The 17,542-nt window shown below is 38.2% G+C and carries 16 protein-coding genes and 1 tRNA gene; 11 read left to right on the forward strand and 6 right to left on the reverse strand.

Translation table 11 applies throughout. The features are described 5' to 3' along the window. The first annotated feature begins 113 nt into the window (after positions 1-113). From AADJ06_RS18505 to AADJ06_RS18530, 6 genes are all read left to right on the forward strand, one after another. Positions 114-566: a regulatory protein RecX gene (locus tag AADJ06_RS18505; RefSeq protein ID WP_341227978.1), complete on the forward strand. Its 453-nt coding sequence runs from the start codon at positions 114-116 to the stop codon at positions 564-566. 48 nt (positions 567-614) lie between these two features. After that, positions 615-2,219: a GMC family oxidoreductase N-terminal domain-containing protein gene (locus AADJ06_RS18510; protein WP_341227979.1), complete on the forward strand. Its 1,605-nt coding sequence runs from the start codon at positions 615-617 to the stop codon at positions 2,217-2,219. Positions 2,220-2,298: 79 nt separating this feature from the next. Beyond that, the gene (locus tag AADJ06_RS18515; protein ID WP_341227980.1) at positions 2,299-3,144 is read left to right on the forward strand and encodes a sterol desaturase family protein; all 846 of its coding nucleotides are present in this window, start codon (positions 2,299-2,301) and stop codon (positions 3,142-3,144) included. Beyond that, positions 3,141-4,205: a 3-oxoacyl-ACP synthase III family protein gene (locus AADJ06_RS18520; RefSeq protein ID WP_341227981.1), complete on the forward strand. Its 1,065-nt coding sequence runs from the start codon at positions 3,141-3,143 to the stop codon at positions 4,203-4,205. Before AADJ06_RS18515 ends, AADJ06_RS18520 begins: the two co-directional genes overlap by 4 nt. Positions 4,206-4,218: 13 nt before the next feature. Continuing rightward, complete coding sequence (locus tag AADJ06_RS18525) at positions 4,219-5,637, forward strand: aldehyde dehydrogenase family protein (protein WP_341227982.1); 1,419 nt, start codon at positions 4,219-4,221, stop codon at positions 5,635-5,637. A 4-nt stretch (positions 5,638-5,641) separates the two neighbouring features. Then, entirely contained in the window at positions 5,642-7,189 is a 1,548-nt protein-coding gene (locus tag AADJ06_RS18530; protein ID WP_341227983.1) for a long-chain fatty acid--CoA ligase, read from the forward strand. A 161-nt stretch (positions 7,190-7,350) separates the two neighbouring features. Here the strand turns inward: AADJ06_RS18530 and AADJ06_RS18535 are convergent, their stop codons facing one another. The 5 genes from AADJ06_RS18535 to AADJ06_RS18555 all read right to left on the reverse strand — a co-directional run bounded on the left by AADJ06_RS18535 (position 7,351) and on the right by AADJ06_RS18555 (position 12,668). Next, positions 7,351-8,196, reverse strand: coding sequence for a hypothetical protein (locus AADJ06_RS18535; RefSeq protein ID WP_341227984.1), 846 nt, complete (start codon positions 8,194-8,196; stop codon positions 7,351-7,353). 195 nt (positions 8,197-8,391) lie between these two features. After that, the gene (locus tag AADJ06_RS18540; protein WP_341227985.1) at positions 8,392-9,996 is read right to left on the reverse strand and encodes a sodium/sugar symporter; all 1,605 of its coding nucleotides are present in this window, start codon (positions 9,994-9,996) and stop codon (positions 8,392-8,394) included. 81 nt (positions 9,997-10,077) lie between these two features. Beyond that, complete coding sequence (gene madM, locus AADJ06_RS18545) at positions 10,078-10,821, reverse strand: malonate transporter subunit MadM (protein WP_341227986.1); 744 nt, start codon at positions 10,819-10,821, stop codon at positions 10,078-10,080. 2 nt (positions 10,822-10,823) lie between these two features. After that, on the reverse strand, positions 10,824-11,186 hold the full coding sequence (gene madL / locus AADJ06_RS18550; protein WP_341227987.1) for a malonate transporter subunit MadL: 363 nt from the start codon (positions 11,184-11,186) through the stop codon (positions 10,824-10,826). A gap of 15 nt (positions 11,187-11,201) precedes the next feature. Further along, positions 11,202-12,668 (reverse strand): acyl-CoA synthetase, encoded by a 1,467-nt coding sequence (locus AADJ06_RS18555; protein WP_341227988.1) that lies wholly within the window; start codon positions 12,666-12,668, stop codon positions 11,202-11,204. A 136-nt stretch (positions 12,669-12,804) separates the two neighbouring features. Between AADJ06_RS18555 and AADJ06_RS18560 the strand changes: the two genes are divergently transcribed. Continuing rightward, a tRNA-Met gene (locus tag AADJ06_RS18560) sits at positions 12,805-12,877 on the forward strand. A gap of 98 nt (positions 12,878-12,975) precedes the next feature. Further along, complete coding sequence (locus tag AADJ06_RS18565) at positions 12,976-13,206, forward strand: DUF433 domain-containing protein (protein WP_341227989.1); 231 nt, start codon at positions 12,976-12,978, stop codon at positions 13,204-13,206. Positions 13,207-13,300: 94 nt separating this feature from the next. Here AADJ06_RS18565 and AADJ06_RS18570 read toward each other — a convergent pair whose 3' ends face one another. Then, positions 13,301-13,828, reverse strand: coding sequence for a hypothetical protein (locus AADJ06_RS18570; protein WP_341227990.1), 528 nt, complete (start codon positions 13,826-13,828; stop codon positions 13,301-13,303). A gap of 295 nt (positions 13,829-14,123) precedes the next feature. Between AADJ06_RS18570 and era the strand changes: the two genes are divergently transcribed. The 3 genes from era to der all read left to right on the forward strand — a co-directional run bounded on the left by era (position 14,124) and on the right by der (position 17,484). Beyond that, positions 14,124-15,014: a GTPase Era gene (gene era / locus AADJ06_RS18575; RefSeq protein ID WP_341227991.1), complete on the forward strand. Its 891-nt coding sequence runs from the start codon at positions 14,124-14,126 to the stop codon at positions 15,012-15,014. A gap of 96 nt (positions 15,015-15,110) precedes the next feature. Beyond that, complete coding sequence (locus tag AADJ06_RS18580; protein ID WP_341227992.1) at positions 15,111-16,010, forward strand: EamA/RhaT family transporter; 900 nt, start codon at positions 15,111-15,113, stop codon at positions 16,008-16,010. Between the two features lie 163 nt (positions 16,011-16,173). Further along, the gene (gene der / locus AADJ06_RS18585) at positions 16,174-17,484 is read left to right on the forward strand and encodes a ribosome biogenesis GTPase Der (protein ID WP_341227993.1); all 1,311 of its coding nucleotides are present in this window, start codon (positions 16,174-16,176) and stop codon (positions 17,482-17,484) included. Positions 17,485-17,542: the final 58 nt, after the last annotated feature.

Consider the following 17,542-nt stretch of genomic DNA (forward strand, 5'->3'; position numbering starts at 1 on the left):
AATCTTGATAAATCAAAAATAGAGATACAAAAGTAAGATTGGTTAAGATTGTATCATGTTTTTATTGATAAATGGTATTTTGCACACCCAAAAACCTTATTTCAACAATTTTAATGGACAGAGGAATATTCCTTAAAGCTTGTAATTTTTGTGTTTATCAAGAAAGAACCCAAGATGAAGTGCGTCAAAAACTCCAAGAATGGCACACTTATGGCGAACCTGCCGAAGAAATTATATCGGAATTGATTCAAGAAAATTTCCTGAATGAAGAACGGTTTTCTAAAGTTTATGCTGGAAGCAAATTTAGAGTTAAGAAGTGGGGACGAAGAAAAATCTTGCTAGAACTAAAGAAACGTGGCCTTACAGATTATTGTATCAAAAAAGGAATGTCCGAAATTGACGAGGAAGAGTATTTTCTTGTGTTACAGGCATTGCTTCACAAGAAGCTTCACTCCTTAAGAACGGAATCAAACCCTTTTGTCAAAAATCAGAAAGCAGCTAAATATGCCATGCAAAAAGGGTATGAAAGTAATCTAATTTGGGAAATATTGAAGAAAAACGACTAACTTCAAAGCCTACCACACTTCGCTATAAATCAACAAACCCTAAAATTGATGAAATACGACTACATAATAGTGGGAGCTGGAAGTGCTGGATGCGTTTTGGCCAACAGGCTTTCTGAAAACCCAGCGAATCAAGTTTTGCTTTTAGAAGCCGGCGGACCTGATAAAAAGCTAGAAATTCATATTCCAGCAGGATATGCAAAACTTCACCGAACTAAAGTGGACGGTGGCTACTATACAGAACCGCAAGAGCATATACTAAATAGAAAAATATACCTCCCAAGAGGGAAAGTGCTAGGAGGGTGTAGCTCTACAAACGCCATGGCATATGTACGAGGAAACCAGGAAGATTATAATGACTGGGCGGCCGCTGGGAACAAAGGCTGGAGCTATAAAGATATACTCCCATATTTTAAAAAGTCAGAACATAATGAAGACCATCAAGACCAATATCATGGTAGTGGCGGTGAGCTGAATATTACTTTTAATCAGAGTTTCGGAACGCCATTTTCAGAAGCGTTTATAAATTCTGCCATAGAACAGGGCTTTGAGCTAAACCCTGATTATAATGGAGCTTCGCAAAAAGGTGTAGGTAAATTTCAGTTTAGCATAAAAGACAGTAAAAGGCACAGTGCAGTTACTGCTTTTCTTAAACCCGCTTTTAAAAGAAAAAACCTCCGCATAATTACCAGAGCTACTGTTAGGAAGGTCATTATAGAAAATGATAAAGCTACAGGCGTAGAAGTAGAACTTGGAAAAAACAATATTCAAACCTTTCAGGCTACTAATGAGATTATTCTTTCGGCTGGCTCTTTTGTTTCTCCTCAGTTATTGATGCTTTCTGGAATTGGCGAAAAAAGTCAATTAGAAAAACACGGTATCACATGCATTAAAGAACTGGATGGTGTAGGAAAAAACCTACAAGACCACCTTTTTTATGGTGTGAGTGGCCTTGCCAATACACAAGAAGGTCAAAACCACCATTTATCTTTATTCAATCAAACCAAAGATTTCATTCAATACCTCTTTACCAAAAAGGGAGCATTGACCATTGGCCCATTAGAGTCTGTAGCTTTTGGCTGCACCGCCGCTAGTCCGAATAGAATTGATTATCAATTACACTTTGCAGCCATAAACATTGGAAATGACTACACCGTGGATATTTACAATCACAAATCACTTCCAAAGCAAGATGGCTTCACCATTTTACCAACCCTTTTAAGACCTAAAAGTCGAGGGGAGATAAGCCTTAAGAGTTCTAATCCTTTTGACCAAGCACTTATCCAACCCAATTTCCTTTCAGAAGAAGCAGACAGACTTCTACTTTTAAACGCTGGCAAAAAAGCTTTAGCGATTTTACATTCTAATGCCTTCTCAAAACACATGAAGGCCCATTTAACTCCGCCAGATTATAGTTCTGATGAAGCATTTATGGACCACATTTTAAAACAAGTAGAAACGGTCTACCATCCTGTAGGAACTTGCAAAATGGGGGCTGACGACATGGCTGTTGTAGACGAAAAATTAAGAGTCAAAGGAATTGAAAACTTGAGAGTAATTGATGGTTCCATTATGCCGACCATAGTTTCTGGTAATACCAACGCTCCCATCTATATGATTGCTGAAAAAGGGGCAGCTGCTATTCTTAAGGATTAATTTCAAAACAGGGCATAGCTTTAATTATTCAAACAATATTTTGTACTTTTCTGATTCATTCATCAAGCTAAACTAAAAATTGGAAAACATCATAAACTACTTTGATACCATTCCACCCCTTCATAGAACCATAATTCTTGTAGGAGGAATAGCCTTCTTTTGGATTTTGGAGTCAATATCTCCTTTGTTTGAATTCAAGTATAAAAAGGTCAAACACGCTGGTCTAAACATTTTCTTTACCCTAACCACCATTCTGGTCAATTTTCCCCTTGCTTTTATCCTTGTAAAATCATCAGACTGGGTAGTAAAAAATGACTTCGGTATTATTAATTGGCTTCCAGAAATGCCCATTTGGGCCTACGCCATTTTGGGTTTAATGATTCTTGATTTAATAGGAGCATACTTTATTCACTGGCTAGAGCATCAAGTAAAATGGATGTGGATGTTTCATTTAATTCATCATTCCGACCTTAATGTGGACACCACTTCAGCAAATAGACACCATCCTGGCGAAAGCGTTTTTAGGCTTGTATTTACTACCATAGCAGTAGTGATAACGGGTGCACCCATGTGGATGGTTTTCATGTATCAATCTATCTCGGTGGTGCTTTCTCAGTTTAATCATGCCAATATAAACCTACCAAATAACGTTCATAAAATACTGAGCTACTTTATAGTAACACCTAACATGCACCATGTGCATCACCATTACACACAACCATATACCGACTCGAACTATGGAAATATTTTTTCTATTTGGGACAGAATTTTCGGTACGTATAGTAGTTTAGAAAAAAATAAATTAATCTATGGAATAGATACCTACATGTCTCCTGAGGAAAACGAGCATATTGGCTCCCTCTTAAAAATTCCTTTTGAAGCATATCGAGATCCTGAAAACGAAAAATATAATAAAAAACCGTGAGCATAGTCATAAAAGGTACCGGAACAGAACTTCCAGAAAGAGTCATAAAGAACGACTACTTCCTTGACCATCAATTCATGAGCCCTGATGGCGTTCCAAATCCCAAACCGCAAGCAGAAATAATAGCCAAACTAGAAGCTATTACAGGAATAAAAGAAAGGCACTACATTGCAAAAGAAGGAGACTCAGCTCCACTAATGGTAGCTGCTGCCCAAAAAGCCATTCAAGATTCTGGGCTCAACAAAAACGAGATTGACGGTATCATAGTGGCTCATAATGCTGGTAACATGCTAGAAGGCACCGCTGGTTTTCATACCGTGCCTAATATGGCTGCTATTTTGAAAAACAAGCTCGCAATAAGTAATCATGAGTGTTTTGCTTATGACATTCTCTTTGGCTGCCCAGGCTGGATTCAAGGAATAATTCAAGCCAAACAGGCGATAGAAGCTGGCGATGCCACAAACGTTTTGGTACTCGGCATTGAAGTGGCCTCTAGACTCTTAGACCCTCATGATTTAGATTCCATGATTTTGGCGGATGGCTGTGGTGCAGCCATAATATCCTCTTCAGAAGAAACCGATTTAGGAATTTTATCATATGCCACATTTTCTCATGCTCAAGAAGACCTTGGCTGCATTTATTTAGACAAATCAAATAATCCTGACTTAGACCTTCCTACACTATTCAAAATGAATGGTAAGGATGTTTATAGATATGCCACCGTTTGGGTACCAAGGGTTATAAAAAAAGCTCTCGATAAAGCCAAACTAACCGTTGCAGACGTAGATATGTTTTTGTTTCATCAAGCCAACGGTAAAATGCTGCATGCTTTTGCAAACAATTTAGCTGAAATGTATGGCATGGAAGGCACTTCGTTTGAAGGTAAAATACCAACCACCATTCAGTTTACCGGAAATACTTCGGTAGCTACTGTTCCAACCATGCTCGCTTTGATTTTGAAAAAACAGCTAGGCGACTACGAAATAAAAAAAGGAATGACCGTAGTAATGGCTTCGGTAGGTGCTGGCATGCATTGTAATGCCCTCGTTTATAAGTTTTAAAAACAACATAAAAATGGATAAAGTAGCAGACTCAAATAAGACAGAACAAATTCGTGACACTTTTGCTGCTCAAAAAGCCAATCAGTATGTTATTGCCAACTGCACCATTAAGGAAAGAAAAGCAAAGCTTAAGGCTTTAAATAATGCCGTAGAATTTACCTATAGAGATAAAATTAGAGCAGCCATGATGGCGGACTTCAAAAAGCCAGCAGAAGATGTTGACCTTAATGAAATTTTTATCATCAAAAACGAGGTTAAAGAAGCACTTCACCATTTAGGACAGTGGACCAGAGACCAAGCGGTAAGTACTCCAATAAGTCTTTTGGGCTCTAAATCATATATAAAGTATGAACCAAAAGGGGTTTGCTTGATTATCTCTCCATGGAATTTCCCTTTTAACCTGACATTTGGCCCACTGGTTTCGGCCATTGCAGCAGGAAACACGGTTATCATAAAACCTTCAGAAATGACACCTAACAGCTCTGCTATTATTAAAGAAATAGTGGAAGAACTTTTTGACCCTAATGAGGTTGCTGTTTTTGAAGGGGCGGTTGAAACGTCAACGGCTTTGCTCGAGCTACCATTTAACCATATATTTTTCACAGGCTCTCCTGCCGTAGGTAAAATAGTGATGAAGGCTGCCGCCAAAAACCTATGCTCTGTTACGCTAGAACTGGGCGGAAAATCACCAACCATAGTTGACGAAACCGCTTCCGTTAAATCAACGGCAAAAAGGCTTATTTGGGGTAAATTCCTAAATACGGGTCAAATATGCATTGCTCCTGATTATCTCTATGTACACGAAAATAAGAGGGAGGAACTCATAGCTGAGATGAAAAATGTCTTGGTAAAGTTTTTTGGAGAAAACCCAGAAAACTCTGATTCTTACAGCAGAATGGTCAACACCAAACATGCCGAAAGAGTAATGGGCTATGTCAAAGATGCTGTAGCTAAAGGTGCCAAAGTAATAGCAGGAGGTCAGTCAAATGAAAAATACATTGCCCCTACATTGATAACAGATGTGGCTAAAGACAGCTCATTAATGTTGAATGAAATATTTGGCCCCGTTTTACCCATTTTTACCTTTCAAAATATTGACGAAGTCATAGGTGAAATAAACGCTGGAGAAAAACCACTGGCACTTTATATCTATAGCAACAGTAATAAAAACACAGATTATATATTAAATAACACAAGAGCTGGCACCACTTGTATCAACAATAACGACGTCCAGTTTTTTAACGGAAACCTTCCTTTTGGTGGTTCTAATAATAGCGGTATTGGGAAATCACATGGCTACTATGGATTCCTTGCCTTTTCAAATGCAAGAGGAGTTTACAAACAAATTATCCCTGGTGCTATTGAAATGATTATGCCTCCCTACACAGGCTTCAAAAGAAAACTAATTGCCCTTACATTAAAATACTTTTAAGACTATGCTTAATTTATCAACCTGCCTCCAAGAAAGTGCTAGAAAATACCCTACTCGCACGGCCTACATCTTTGGCGAAACTGAATTGAACTTTGCTCAAATAAACGGTGCTGCCAATCAAGTAGCGAATGGCTTAGTGGCCAAAGGGATAAAACCAGGAGACAAAGTTGCCTTGAGCTGTTTTAACCTCCCTTACTTTCCAATCATTTATTATGGTATTTTAAAAGCTGGGGCAGCCGTAGTGCCTTTAAGTGTTCTACTAAAAAAAGACGAAATAGCTTATCACTTGTCTGATAGTGGTGCCAAGGCATATTTCTGTTTTATAGGTACTGAAGATTTGCCGATGGGAAAAATGGGTTACGATGGCTTCCAACAAGCAAACTCTTGTGAGCATTTCTTCATGATTATGCCAAAGCCAGAAATGCCCTCTAGCATAGAAGGCACACAAACTTTAGGCAGCTTAATGAATGGACAATCTCCACTGTTTGACACCGTTCAAACTGGTGCAGAAGACACCGCTGTGGTAATTTATACTTCGGGTACTACAGGAAAGCCAAAAGGTGCAGAATTAACACATAGTAACTTACTTCAAAATGCCATTCTTTCGGCAGATTTGGTTACTATGAACACTGATGACACTCTGCTAATAGTTCTTCCATTGTTTCATATTTTCGCCATGACTGTACTTATGAATGCAGCCACCTACAGAGGAGCAAAGTCCGTTTTATTGCCAAAGTTTGATGCAGCATCTGTTTTTTCTCTTATGCAAGAGCACAAAGTGAGCGTTTTTGCCGGTGTACCAAGTATGTATTGGGGGCTATTAAACTATAAAGAAGAGAATTTCGATTATGCTCAAATAGCTTCAAATTTAAAGATTTGTGTGTCCGGTGGTGCGGCTCTTCCTGTAAATGTTTTAGAGGAATTTGAAGCTCGTTTTAAAGTTGATATTATAGAAGGGTATGGCATGTCCGAAGGCTCACCTGTGGTGACTTTTAATCAATTAGACCTTGGAAGAAAACCTGGCTCCGTAGGAAAACCTGTTTGGGGAGTTGATGTCAAAATAGTGGATGCCGAAGATAACGAAGTACCTGTAGGCGAAAAAGGAGAACTTATTTACCGTGGGCACAATGTGATGAAAGGTTATTTAAACAGGCCTGACGCAAACGCCAAAACACTTAAAAATGGCTGGCTTTACTCTGGCGATGTTGCTATCAAAGATGAAGATGGATTCTTTTTCATCGTAGATCGTACCAAAGAAATGATTATCAGAGGTGGTTTAAATGTTTATCCTAGAGAAGTAGAAGAGGTAATCATGCAGCATGACATGGTTTCTATGGTGGCCGTAATAGGCATACCAAACGAAAGGAGAGGCGAAGAAATAAGAGCCTGCGTGGTTTTAAAACCTGGTCAAACCATCAGCGAAGAGGATTTAATAGCTTGGACAAAGGAGCGTATAGCCGCCTATAAATACCCAAGAGAAGTAAGGTTTATGGATGCACTTCCTATGAGTGCTACCGGAAAAATATTGAAGAAAGAGATTAGTAGGGATTAACTTCCACTAAAATTAAATCCGTGTTCCTATTGATTTATAGAACACGGATTTTTTTGATTAGACACGGATGCCTAGCGGCACACACGGTGGCAAGTTCTTCTGGAAAATCGTACTTGCCGTAAAAGCAAAATCTGTGTGCTATATCACAAATAAATAAACTTTCATTCCCCCCATTTCTTCCAAGAACCTACGCATCTAAAACCTGTCCACGCATTGGGACCTTCAAATTTATTCTTAATACTTTCAGGTTCTTTCTCATAATAATTTCCACCCATAGAATAACCTTCTTCCAGGATTATTTCCGAGACGTTATCGTTCATTTTAAGTATTGGGTTTCTATTCCTAGTCACTTGATAACCTATAAAAACATTAGACAAGCCGTTTTCAATAGTACTCCCTTCTAAATTGTAATTCTCTGCCAATATGTGCCTATTTTTTTTCTTATATCTCCCATCGATATCGTCGGCATATTTTAGGGAAACCCGCCACTCTTTCTCTGTGGGAATCCTAAATTCAAAATAGTATAGCTTATCCTTCAGTTCAGGATGAGACTTAAAAATTTCATTAATACTAGTACTCTCCCCTTTCTTAAAAAAGTCCTCCGAAACCAATTTTAACTCCTTTAAAATATAACTAAAGAGTGTTTCCGTTCTCCAATCTGCAAATCCTTTGGCTTGATCTAGACTAACAGAAATAAGCGGAAAGTCTCTATAACCTGGATATCTTAAATAGTCTTTTTCTAACCCTATCACTCCGTCCCAATCTAACTTTAGCGAGTTGTATTGTTTTGAAGAATCTCCATTAACCTCTTTAGTATTATAGTCATAAAGCAACCAATCGATATTTGACATCTCAACTTGGTCACAAAAAAGAGTATCATTTACTTGAATCATATTTGGAGGGACAAAAGACCGATAATTTTCTAATGTCAATTTCTTTTGCCCAAAACATCCCAAAGGTAAAATGCCTGAAATAAGCAATACATAATATTTGAAAGTTCGTTTCATTCTGGACTAATTATAAATGTTTAAGATTACGAACTCCAGACAATTTAGAGAATAGTTCTAATTCTTATAGGAATCTAATCCTACTTATCCTAAAACAAAATCCATGTCCAATCCTAGTCTGCCGACAGGCAGGCGTAAAATCCGTGTTCTTATTGATTTATGGAACACGGATTATAGACCGTCAATTAATTTGACCTACCAAAACAAAGCATATAATGCTATCACCACTATTCCGATAGCGAAAGCGGAGATATTGAAAGTCGCATTTGTTTCGAACGTTTTCTTTGATAACTCAATACCCTTAGGGTCTTCTTCGCCATTGCTATCCAAGTGACTAATAATCACAATTACCAATGCAGCCAATACGGCCGACAAGCCCATTTGATGCATAAATGGTAAGTCTGTGAAAATATTGAAAGAAGCCGTTATAACTATTGAAAGCAATGCTCCCCAAATAGCACCTCTATTGGTAGTTTTCTTGTAAAAAAGACCTAACATAAATACCGCCAAAATACCAGGACTCACCATTCCTGTGTATTTCTGAATAAACTGGAACGCTTGGTCAATTCCTCCTAAAAGTGGAGCCATGATACAAGCAATGATTAAAGCTACAAAAGCAGAGATTCTACCAATGTTAACCAATTTCCCTTCTGAAGCATTTTTATTGATATACTCTTTATAAATATCCATAGTGAAAATGGTAGAAGTAGAGTTAAGCATGGATGCTAAAGAGGAAACGATAGCCGCTGTTAACGCCGCAAACGCAACTCCTTTAAGACCCGAAGGCAATAGTTGTAACAACCAAGGATAAGCTTTATCTGCCTGCTCTAAACTTGGAAGGTTAGATTGACCCAAATCCCCTAACCTAGCCATTACTTCAGGGTCATTGACCATAACATATGCCGCAATACCAGGAATTACCACTATAAACGGTATCACCAATTTTAAAGCCGCTGCTAAAACAATACCTTTTTGAGCTTCTTGAAGCGACTTTGCCGCCAAGGTTCTTTGAATGATGTATTGGTTAAAACCCCAATAGTAAAGATTAGCCACCCAAAGTCCTCCAACTAAAACCCAAATACCTGGCAAGTTTTGATACTCTGGATTTGACTGGTCTAAAATCATGTGGAAATTTTCAGGCACAGCTGCAAACACTTGCTTGAAACCTGTAATCACACCCGCACCATCTGAAAGTGTATTTAAAGCCAAATAGGTAGTACACAAACCACCAAGAACCAAAAATACCACCTGAACCACGTCTGTCCAAGCTACGGCAGAAAGCCCACCGTAAAGCGAATATGCTGCTGCAAAAAGTGCTAAACCTGCCACACCGTACATCATAGGCACACCCATGATAGTTTCTAAAGCCAAAGCACCTAAATAAAGCACTGAACTAAGATTGACAAAAACATAAAGACCTATCCAGAAAACAGCCAAAATAGTTTTTAACTGTGTACTAAACCGCTTCTCAACAAACTCCGGAATAGTATAAAGCCCCTTTTCGATAAAAATTGGTAAGAAATACTTACCTACCAAAAGCAAAGTTATAGCTGCCATCCACTCATAAGAAGCAATAGCCAAACCACCAGCAAAACCAGAACCAGACATCCCAATAAACTGTTCGGCTGAGATATTCGCCGCAATTAAAGATGCTCCAATAGCCCACCATGGAAGTGATTTACTGGCAAGAAAATAGTCTTCAGATGTTTTTTCGCCTTTACGAGAAACCCACAGCCCAACCCCAAGGATTAGAACAGCGTAAGCCGCAAAAATGACGTAATCTAAGGTTGAAAAATTCATAAAATTATTTATATAGCGTTAGGGTAAAATTCAAATCTGCCACAAATATAAGCTTGTGATTGAAATATGAGGGCAAATGACTTAAACAAGTGCATTCAAAATGATATAAAACAAGGATGGGCAAAGCAAACAACCCAAGCCTGTATAAAAAGTAGCCGTTAAGGCTCCATAAGGCACTAATTTGGGGTCTGTTGCGGCTAATCCTGCTGTCACTCCGCTAGAAGTACCTATCAATCCACCAAAAACAATGGCCGAGTGCGGATTATCTAAACCTATTCGTTTTGCTATTAAAGGTGTTATTATGGTGGTAACCACTGTTTTTATTACGCCTATAGCTATACTTATGGCTATCACATCAGAGCTGGCTCCTAGTGCGGACCCCGTTACTGGCCCTACTATATAGGTGCATGCTCCGGCCCCAATAGTAGTCAAACTTACTACATCTGTGTAGCCCATAGCCGCGGCTATTACTACTCCAAAAAAGAATGAGAAGATTACACCCACGAATAATGCGACCACACCGGCCAAGCCTGCATGTTTGATTTTATCTAAATCTGCTCCCATGGCTGTGGCTACCACGGTAAAATCTCTGAGCATAGAGCCTCCAAGCAATGCCATCCCTGCAAAATATGGCACATTAGAAATTCCTTTTTCTCCGCCAAAAGTGGCCAGCCATAAGCCAATTAATACTGCTATGGCCACTCCTGGTATTTTTTTGCGTAAGAACTTTCCAGAAAACCAGAAAGAAAATAACATAATAACACCTACTAGAAGAAAGGCGAAGACTAGTCCGTTTTTATCAATAAGGGTTTTTAGTAACTCCATGGTTAGGCTTTAGGTTTCCCAATTTTAGAAATGACAGGAACCAATAAGAACGAACCCAAAGTCACCAAAACACCTACCATAACAGCGACCCAACCACCTGAAAGGGCAGCCTTTACATTTAAAATGGAAGCCATAGCCACCACCACAGGAATATACATGGAGCTCCAGAATAATATTCCTTTCTCAGTTTCGGCTTCTAACCAGCCTTTCTTTTTCATATAGGCATTAAGCAAAATCAGCAAAAGCATTGCAAAACCCACACCACCAACATCGCCATTTACACCAATGGTTTCGCCTAAAAATGTACCAATAAGTTTGCCTATTAAATAACAAAAGGCCAATAAGGCTACTCCATAAATTTTCATAATCCTTCGTCTTATTTAGAGTAGTTTTTTCAATTCTTTCTTAGTCACTTTGCCCATGACATTTCTTGGTAAATCTTCCTGAAATATGTATTTCCTCGGCATTTTATAGTTTGGAAGCTTTTCTTTTAGCCAAGTATTTAGTGCCTTTAGGTCAATCTCCGACTCCTTTGCAATTAGGCTGGCTCCAATAATTTCTCCCCACTCATCGTCAGGAACACCTACTACACCACAGTCTTTTATGCCGGGATATTTCCTAAGTACTTCTTCAATTTCTAATGCCGAAATTTTGTACCCACCAGACTTAATAATATCAACCGAATTTCTACCTAAGATTCTATACGCTCCTTCTTCAAAAACAGCAATATCTCCTGTTTTGAACCAACCATCTACCGTAAAAGTCTCTGTGGTAGCTTCTGGCTTCTGCCAATATTCTTTAAAGACGTTTGGCCCTTTTATTTGAATTTCCCCTTGACTTCCGTCTGTAATTTCATTTTCCTCTTCGTCAGCTAGTCTAACTGTCACTTTTGGCAAAGCCTGACCTATATAACCGGGTTTACGCTCTCCTTCATAAGGATTACTAATGGCCATTCCCATTTCTGTCATTCCGTACCTTTCTAAAAGTGTTTGACCACTTATGGCACGCCATTGCTCTAAAACAGATATTGGCAGAGCCGCCGAACCTGAAACCATGAACCTAAACTTATTCAGTGCATCAGAAACGTCTTTTTGAGCCTCTTCTTCCATCGTATTATAATGAGCTATGAGTTTAAAATAGATAGTAGGCACCGCCATGAAAATATTGACTTCACCTTTACAGAAAACCTCAAAGATACTTTCTGGATTAAACTTAGGAATAAACTCTACACAAGCCCCAGACCATAAAGGAGAGCAAGTAGCATTAATAATACCATGCACATGGTGCAGCGGTAGCACGTTCAATATTCTATCTTCTTTTTGCCATGCCCAGGCTTCTACCAATGAGGTAACCTGAGCCTCAATGTTTGCATGCGTACTCACCACACCTTTCGGGTTTCCCGTGGTGCCGCTGGTATAGAGAATCATGGCTCTTCTGCTTTCATCTATATCTGGCAAATAACCTGAAGTGGCTAAAACATTCTTTCTGTTTAGTAATAACTCTTTGTTAAACTTGGAAACCAAAGGTTCATATTCATCTGAATGAATAATGGTTTTGGCCTGTGTATCTTCAATCACATATTTCAATGACTCATAGGGGTGCTTAACGCAAAGCGGCACTGCCACGCCACCAGCACGCCAAATTCCCCACTGTATGGCTACGTAGTCAAAACCGGGGTTTACTATAAAAGCAATTCTAGCCTCTTTTAGGTCTTTCCTACCCTGCAACAAAGCAAGCGAAATATTTTCTGAGCTATTTAAAAGGTCTTGATACGTATAATCTTTGTTTTCACTGCGGACAGCTACTCTTTCTAAATGAGCCTGAGCTCTTTCTACTATATTAATCAAATCGAGTTTCAATAAAGGTTTAGATAGCAATATAGGTACGTGAAGCCCTTTTAGCTATAAAAACAAAAAAACATTAATTATTTATCACCCACAATTTGGAGTTTCAAAAATAATTTGTACTTTTGCAGTCCAATATCGCGGGATGGAGCAGTTGGCAGCTCGTTGGGCTCATAACCCAAAGGTCGTAGGTTCGAGTCCTACTCCCGCTACTAAAAACAGAAAAGAGGTCATTTGGCCTCTTTTTTTGTGTTTAATTATTGCTGCCAAATCTATATTTTAAGTAAATTTGAATATATTGATTGAGCTTATGAAAAAGTACATCGACTTAATATCTTCTGACCATAATATATTGCTTGGCAAGCCAGTAATAAAAGGAACACGAATATCTGTTGAACTCATTTTAAGGAAACTATCTCAAGGTGCTACCATGAATGCCCTTTTAGAAATGTATCCTAGCTTGAATTTAAAACAAATTCAAGCTGCGATGGCATATGCTGCTGATAGCTTGGCTAATGAAGAAATCCTTATTACCGTTTAATGATACTTGCGGATGAGAATATAGATCATTCCTTTATCCTTGACCTAAGGAAAGCAGGAATAGAAGTATACTCCATCTACGAGTCGAAAAGATGTCAAAGAAAGTTCTTTAATGACAAAAAATAGTCATTCATGATTTTTTGTATCCGAACCATTTGATTGTACTCATTAGTTTTCTTTAGCTTCTTCCTAACAAGTTTAAAAGGTTTTAGTCTTATTAAATCTTCATTCGCAAAAAACATATCTAACCTCTCTTCTGGATAATTAGTCCCAAAGCTAACTACACTCATGATAATCTCATCTTCTGAAAAGTGCAAGTCAAACTCAAGCTTTACTGGAAAGTTTCTTAATGAGTTTTTAGTGTACAAGTAATGCAATTCAAATTCATTCTTTATTCGTATAAAATCATTAGTGACAATTACCAAATCAACTTCTGAGCCATATTCTAGCAAAGACTTAAACCAATCAACTGAGCGACTATTTAACTCTGACTTAGTACCTAGTACTTTTAATTTTGCCTGTCCATTTTCAAAAGACCAAATTTGTTCCTGCTTATATGTATCCTCCCCGGTATATACAAACTCAAACTTAGCTTGACTGCTAAGATTTATACCAAGCATCATTAAGTAAAAAAAAGATAATCTCAACATCTTCGAATTGTTATATATATCAACTCTATTATCGGACAAAGCCCAACCTTATTACAGAACTAAAACTATTATTTTGGCCAAATTATTTTTTTCGTTAATAAGCCACAACCAAATCAAGATAAATATTAACTCGAAAAACCTTTTCCAACTCTCGATTATGGAATACCCCAAGTATATCCTCGTAAAAGACTAGAAACAACTTAGGGAGTAAAAACCATATCGTCATTAGTTACAAGTTATTTTCTAAACTACTACCTATCTTTGCCCCATGCAAAAAACACATAGAGCTGGCTTCATAAGTATTATTGGTAAACCAAACGTGGGGAAATCTACTTTGATGAACCAACTGGTTGGCGAAAAACTATCTATCATCACTTCAAAGGCACAAACTACCCGTCATAGAATAATGGGAATAGTAAATGGCGAAATGAATGGTGATGATTTCCAACTGGTTTACTCCGACACACCTGGTATTATAAAACCGATGTATGAGCTGCATAACTCTATGATGGAGTTTGTTCATGGCTCGCTAGAAGATGCTGATGTGGTTCTTTTTGTTACAGACATTTTTGAGAAATACGACGAAGAAGACGTTATCCAAAAACTTGGAAAGTCTGACGCTCCACTTTTGTTAATTATCAATAAAATTGACCTAGCTACGGAAGAGCAAATACAAGAAAAAATAAATCACTGGAAAACAGTTTTAAACCCTAGGGAGATATTGACAATCTCTGCATTGCAGAATTTAGGGGTTTCTGAGCTTCTTGAAACTGTTGTCAAACTTCTACCCGTACACCCACCATATTTCCCAAAAGACCAACTAACAGATAAGCCTGAACGCTTTTTTGCAGCAGAAATGCTGCGTGAGAAAATCTTCACCAACTATAAAAAGGAAATTCCTTATAGCTGTGAGGTGGTGGTGACAGAGTTTAAAGAAGATGATGACATCATAAAGATTTACGCTGAAATATACGTAGAACGCTCCTCACAAAGAGCCATACTTTTAGGCCATAAAGGCGAAAGAATTAAGAAGGTAGGTACAGAAGCTAGAGAGGAGATGGAGGCGTTTTTTGAAAAGAAAGTCTTCTTGCAGCAATACATAAAGGTGGAGGCAGATTGGCGATTAAAAAGAGATAAGGTTAAGCGGTTTGGGTATTAGGGTGTCTGATGTTGGGTGTCAGTTGCTTGATGATTGATACCTAGTGTTTATTGGCCCTACTTTTGTCTTATGTCTAGAGTCTTTTAATCTATCAAAATGATTTACCTTCTTTCAAGCATTCTTTTCTCTGTTTTACTATTGGTCAACTTCAGGTTATTCCCAAAGTTTGGTGTTAATACGCTTCATGCCATTTCTCTCAACTATATAGTTTGTTTCGCTACAGGAATGCTCTTGATGCCCGCAGGGCAATCTTTCGCTCTAGATTTATCTCAAAACTGGACTTGGTACTGTTTGACCTTAGGCGTTGGCTTTATAATCACTTTTGTTTTATCAGGACTCTCTACCCAAAAAGCTGGTATTACCGTTACCTCTTTGGCAAATAATGTTTCTCTGGTCATTCCAGTTCTTGTAAGTCTGCTACTATTGGAAACGCAAGGCAAAACTTTTGACTTCTTAAATTATCTAGGTCTTTTCTTGGCTATTTTGGCGGTAGGCATAGCCACCTATCAAAAATCAGAAGATGGCCTAAACTCTTCACTTTCTAGCTGGTATTTGCCATTAGGTGTGTTTCTAATGTATGGAATCACCAATGCCGCTATTAATTACCTGAACCTGGAGTTTATTCCAAACCCTGAATTGACTATTCCAGTAACATTGGTCATGGTTTTAGGAGCAGCAATAGCTGGTCTTATTCTTTTGAGCTTCAGCTTAATTAAAAACAAAGAAGCTTGGGCATGGAAAAACGCTTTGGCGGCCATTTCTCTTGGCGTTCCAAACTTCCTGTCATTCTATTTATTGATACTGGCTCTTACGTCCTTTGGTAATAGTGGGGCTTTCGTTTACCCTATTTATAACATTGGCGTCATCATATTTTCAGCTAGTGTTGCCGCTATCTTTTTCCAGGAGAAGCTCAATAAAATAAACAAATTAGGCTTTATAATGGCCATAGTCGCCTTGTTTCTAATCTCTTACCAAGAGCTTTCTAGCTTGTTTTGAGAAATAAGCTAAGCCTTAATTGTACTATTACGTGATAGCACTGCACCTTTATTCGCTAGGTGCAGTGAAAAAGGAACTTAGCGAAGCATAATCCTCGTTGTTTCAGTATCTTTGCAGCCCTTTTCAGAAAAAGGGATTAATTTTAGAAAAGTATTAAAGTATTATGGCAAATATAGTAGCAATAGTTGGTCGCCCGAATGTAGGTAAATCAACCTTATTTAATAGGTTAATAGAGCAACGTATGGCCATAACTGACAACGTTTCTGGAGTTACCCGTGACCGTCACTATGGCGAGTCTGTCTGGACAGAAAAATATTTTACGGTTATTGACACTGGTGGATATGTGGTAGGCTCTGAAGACACTTTTGAGGGTGCCATTAGAGACCAAGTAGCCATGGCTTTGGATGAAGCTACCGTTGTGCTCTTTGTAGTGGATACCATGACAGGCCTAATTGATTTAGATAACGACTTTGCCAATATTCTTCGTCGTTCTAAAAAACCAGTAATAGTGGTTGCCAACAAAGCGGAGACTTTTGAAAGACAATCTTTAGTAGCTCCTGAGTTTTACTCCTTGGGAATGGGTGAGGTTTTCCCAATATCATCAACGGATGGCTCTGGAACTGGTGAATTATTAGACGAAGTGGTAAAACACTTTGAGGACGATGGCATAGAAAACCCTGATGATGGTATACCGAGAATATCAATTTTAGGAAGACCAAACGCAGGTAAATCATCTTTCCTTAATGCACTTTTAGGTAAAGATAGAAGTATAGTAACCGACATAGCAGGCACCACTAGAGACTCAATAGACACGCACTACAAACTTTATGGGAACCACTTTATTTTAACAGATACCGCTGGTATTAGAAAGAAAGCCAAGGTTCAAGAAAGTATAGAATTTTACTCTGTTTTACGTAGCCTTAAAGCCATGGAAAACTCTCAAGTATGTATCGTTTTACTAGATGCAGAAAGGGGTTTAGAGGCTCAGGATATGCACATTATTGCTCAAGCTCATAATTCTAAGAAGGGAATTGTGCTAATGATGAATAAGTGGGACTTAGTGGAAAAAAGCTCTAAAACAGCTGACCAGATGAAGAAGGAGATTCTAGAAAGGCTAGCTCCTATGAACTACATGCCAATGATATTTGCTTCTGCACTTCATAAGCAAAGGATATTTCAGGTAATAGAAAAGGCCATGGAAGTTTATGAGAATAGAAGCTTAAAAATACCTACATCAAAAATCAATGATGTGATGCTTCCTCACATTGAACGCACTCCTCCGCCTGCCGTAAAAGGTAAGTATATCAGAATTAAATACATCATGCAGCTACCTACACCTTCGCCTACTTTTGTATTCTTCTGTAATCTTCCGCAGTATATTCGTGAAGATTATGAACGATTCTTGAGAAACAAACTGAGAGAAAGTTTCGGTTTTGAGGGCTCTACTATTACTGTACTTTTCAGAAAGAAATAATAGTTTAGCTCATTACTATTAAAGCGTCAACTAATAGATACTTTTGCTTAAAAACTGT

Origin of the sequence: uncultured Arcticibacterium sp. (assembly GCF_964021845.1) — a bacterium.
Lineage (GTDB): Bacteria > Bacteroidota > Bacteroidia > Cytophagales > Spirosomataceae > Arcticibacterium.

Bases quoted from the DNA above. Each gene is read 5' to 3' on its own strand.
- era (WP_341227991.1), top strand. From the start codon at position 14,124: ATGCAAAAAACACATAGAGCTGGCTTCATAAGTATTATTGGTAAACCA.
- AADJ06_RS18540 (WP_341227985.1), bottom strand. From the start codon at position 9,996: ATGAATTTTTCAACCTTAGATTACGTCATTTTTGCGGCTTACGCTGTT.
- der (WP_341227993.1), top strand. From the start codon at position 16,174: ATGGCAAATATAGTAGCAATAGTTGGTCGCCCGAATGTAGGTAAATCA.
- madL (WP_341227987.1), bottom strand. From the start codon at position 11,186: ATGAAAATTTATGGAGTAGCCTTATTGGCCTTTTGTTATTTAATAGGC.
- AADJ06_RS18580 (WP_341227992.1), top strand. From the start codon at position 15,111: ATGATTTACCTTCTTTCAAGCATTCTTTTCTCTGTTTTACTATTGGTC.
- AADJ06_RS18525 (WP_341227982.1), top strand. From the start codon at position 4,219: ATGGATAAAGTAGCAGACTCAAATAAGACAGAACAAATTCGTGACACT.
- AADJ06_RS18510 (WP_341227979.1), top strand. From the start codon at position 615: ATGAAATACGACTACATAATAGTGGGAGCTGGAAGTGCTGGATGCGTT.
- AADJ06_RS18565 (WP_341227989.1), top strand. From the start codon at position 12,976: ATGAAAAAGTACATCGACTTAATATCTTCTGACCATAATATATTGCTT.
- AADJ06_RS18505 (WP_341227978.1), top strand. From the start codon at position 114: ATGGACAGAGGAATATTCCTTAAAGCTTGTAATTTTTGTGTTTATCAA.
- AADJ06_RS18530 (WP_341227983.1), top strand. From the start codon at position 5,642: ATGCTTAATTTATCAACCTGCCTCCAAGAAAGTGCTAGAAAATACCCT.
- AADJ06_RS18570 (WP_341227990.1), bottom strand. From the start codon at position 13,828: ATGATGCTTGGTATAAATCTTAGCAGTCAAGCTAAGTTTGAGTTTGTA.
- AADJ06_RS18535 (WP_341227984.1), bottom strand. From the start codon at position 8,196: ATGAAACGAACTTTCAAATATTATGTATTGCTTATTTCAGGCATTTTA.
- madM (WP_341227986.1), bottom strand. From the start codon at position 10,821: ATGGAGTTACTAAAAACCCTTATTGATAAAAACGGACTAGTCTTCGCC.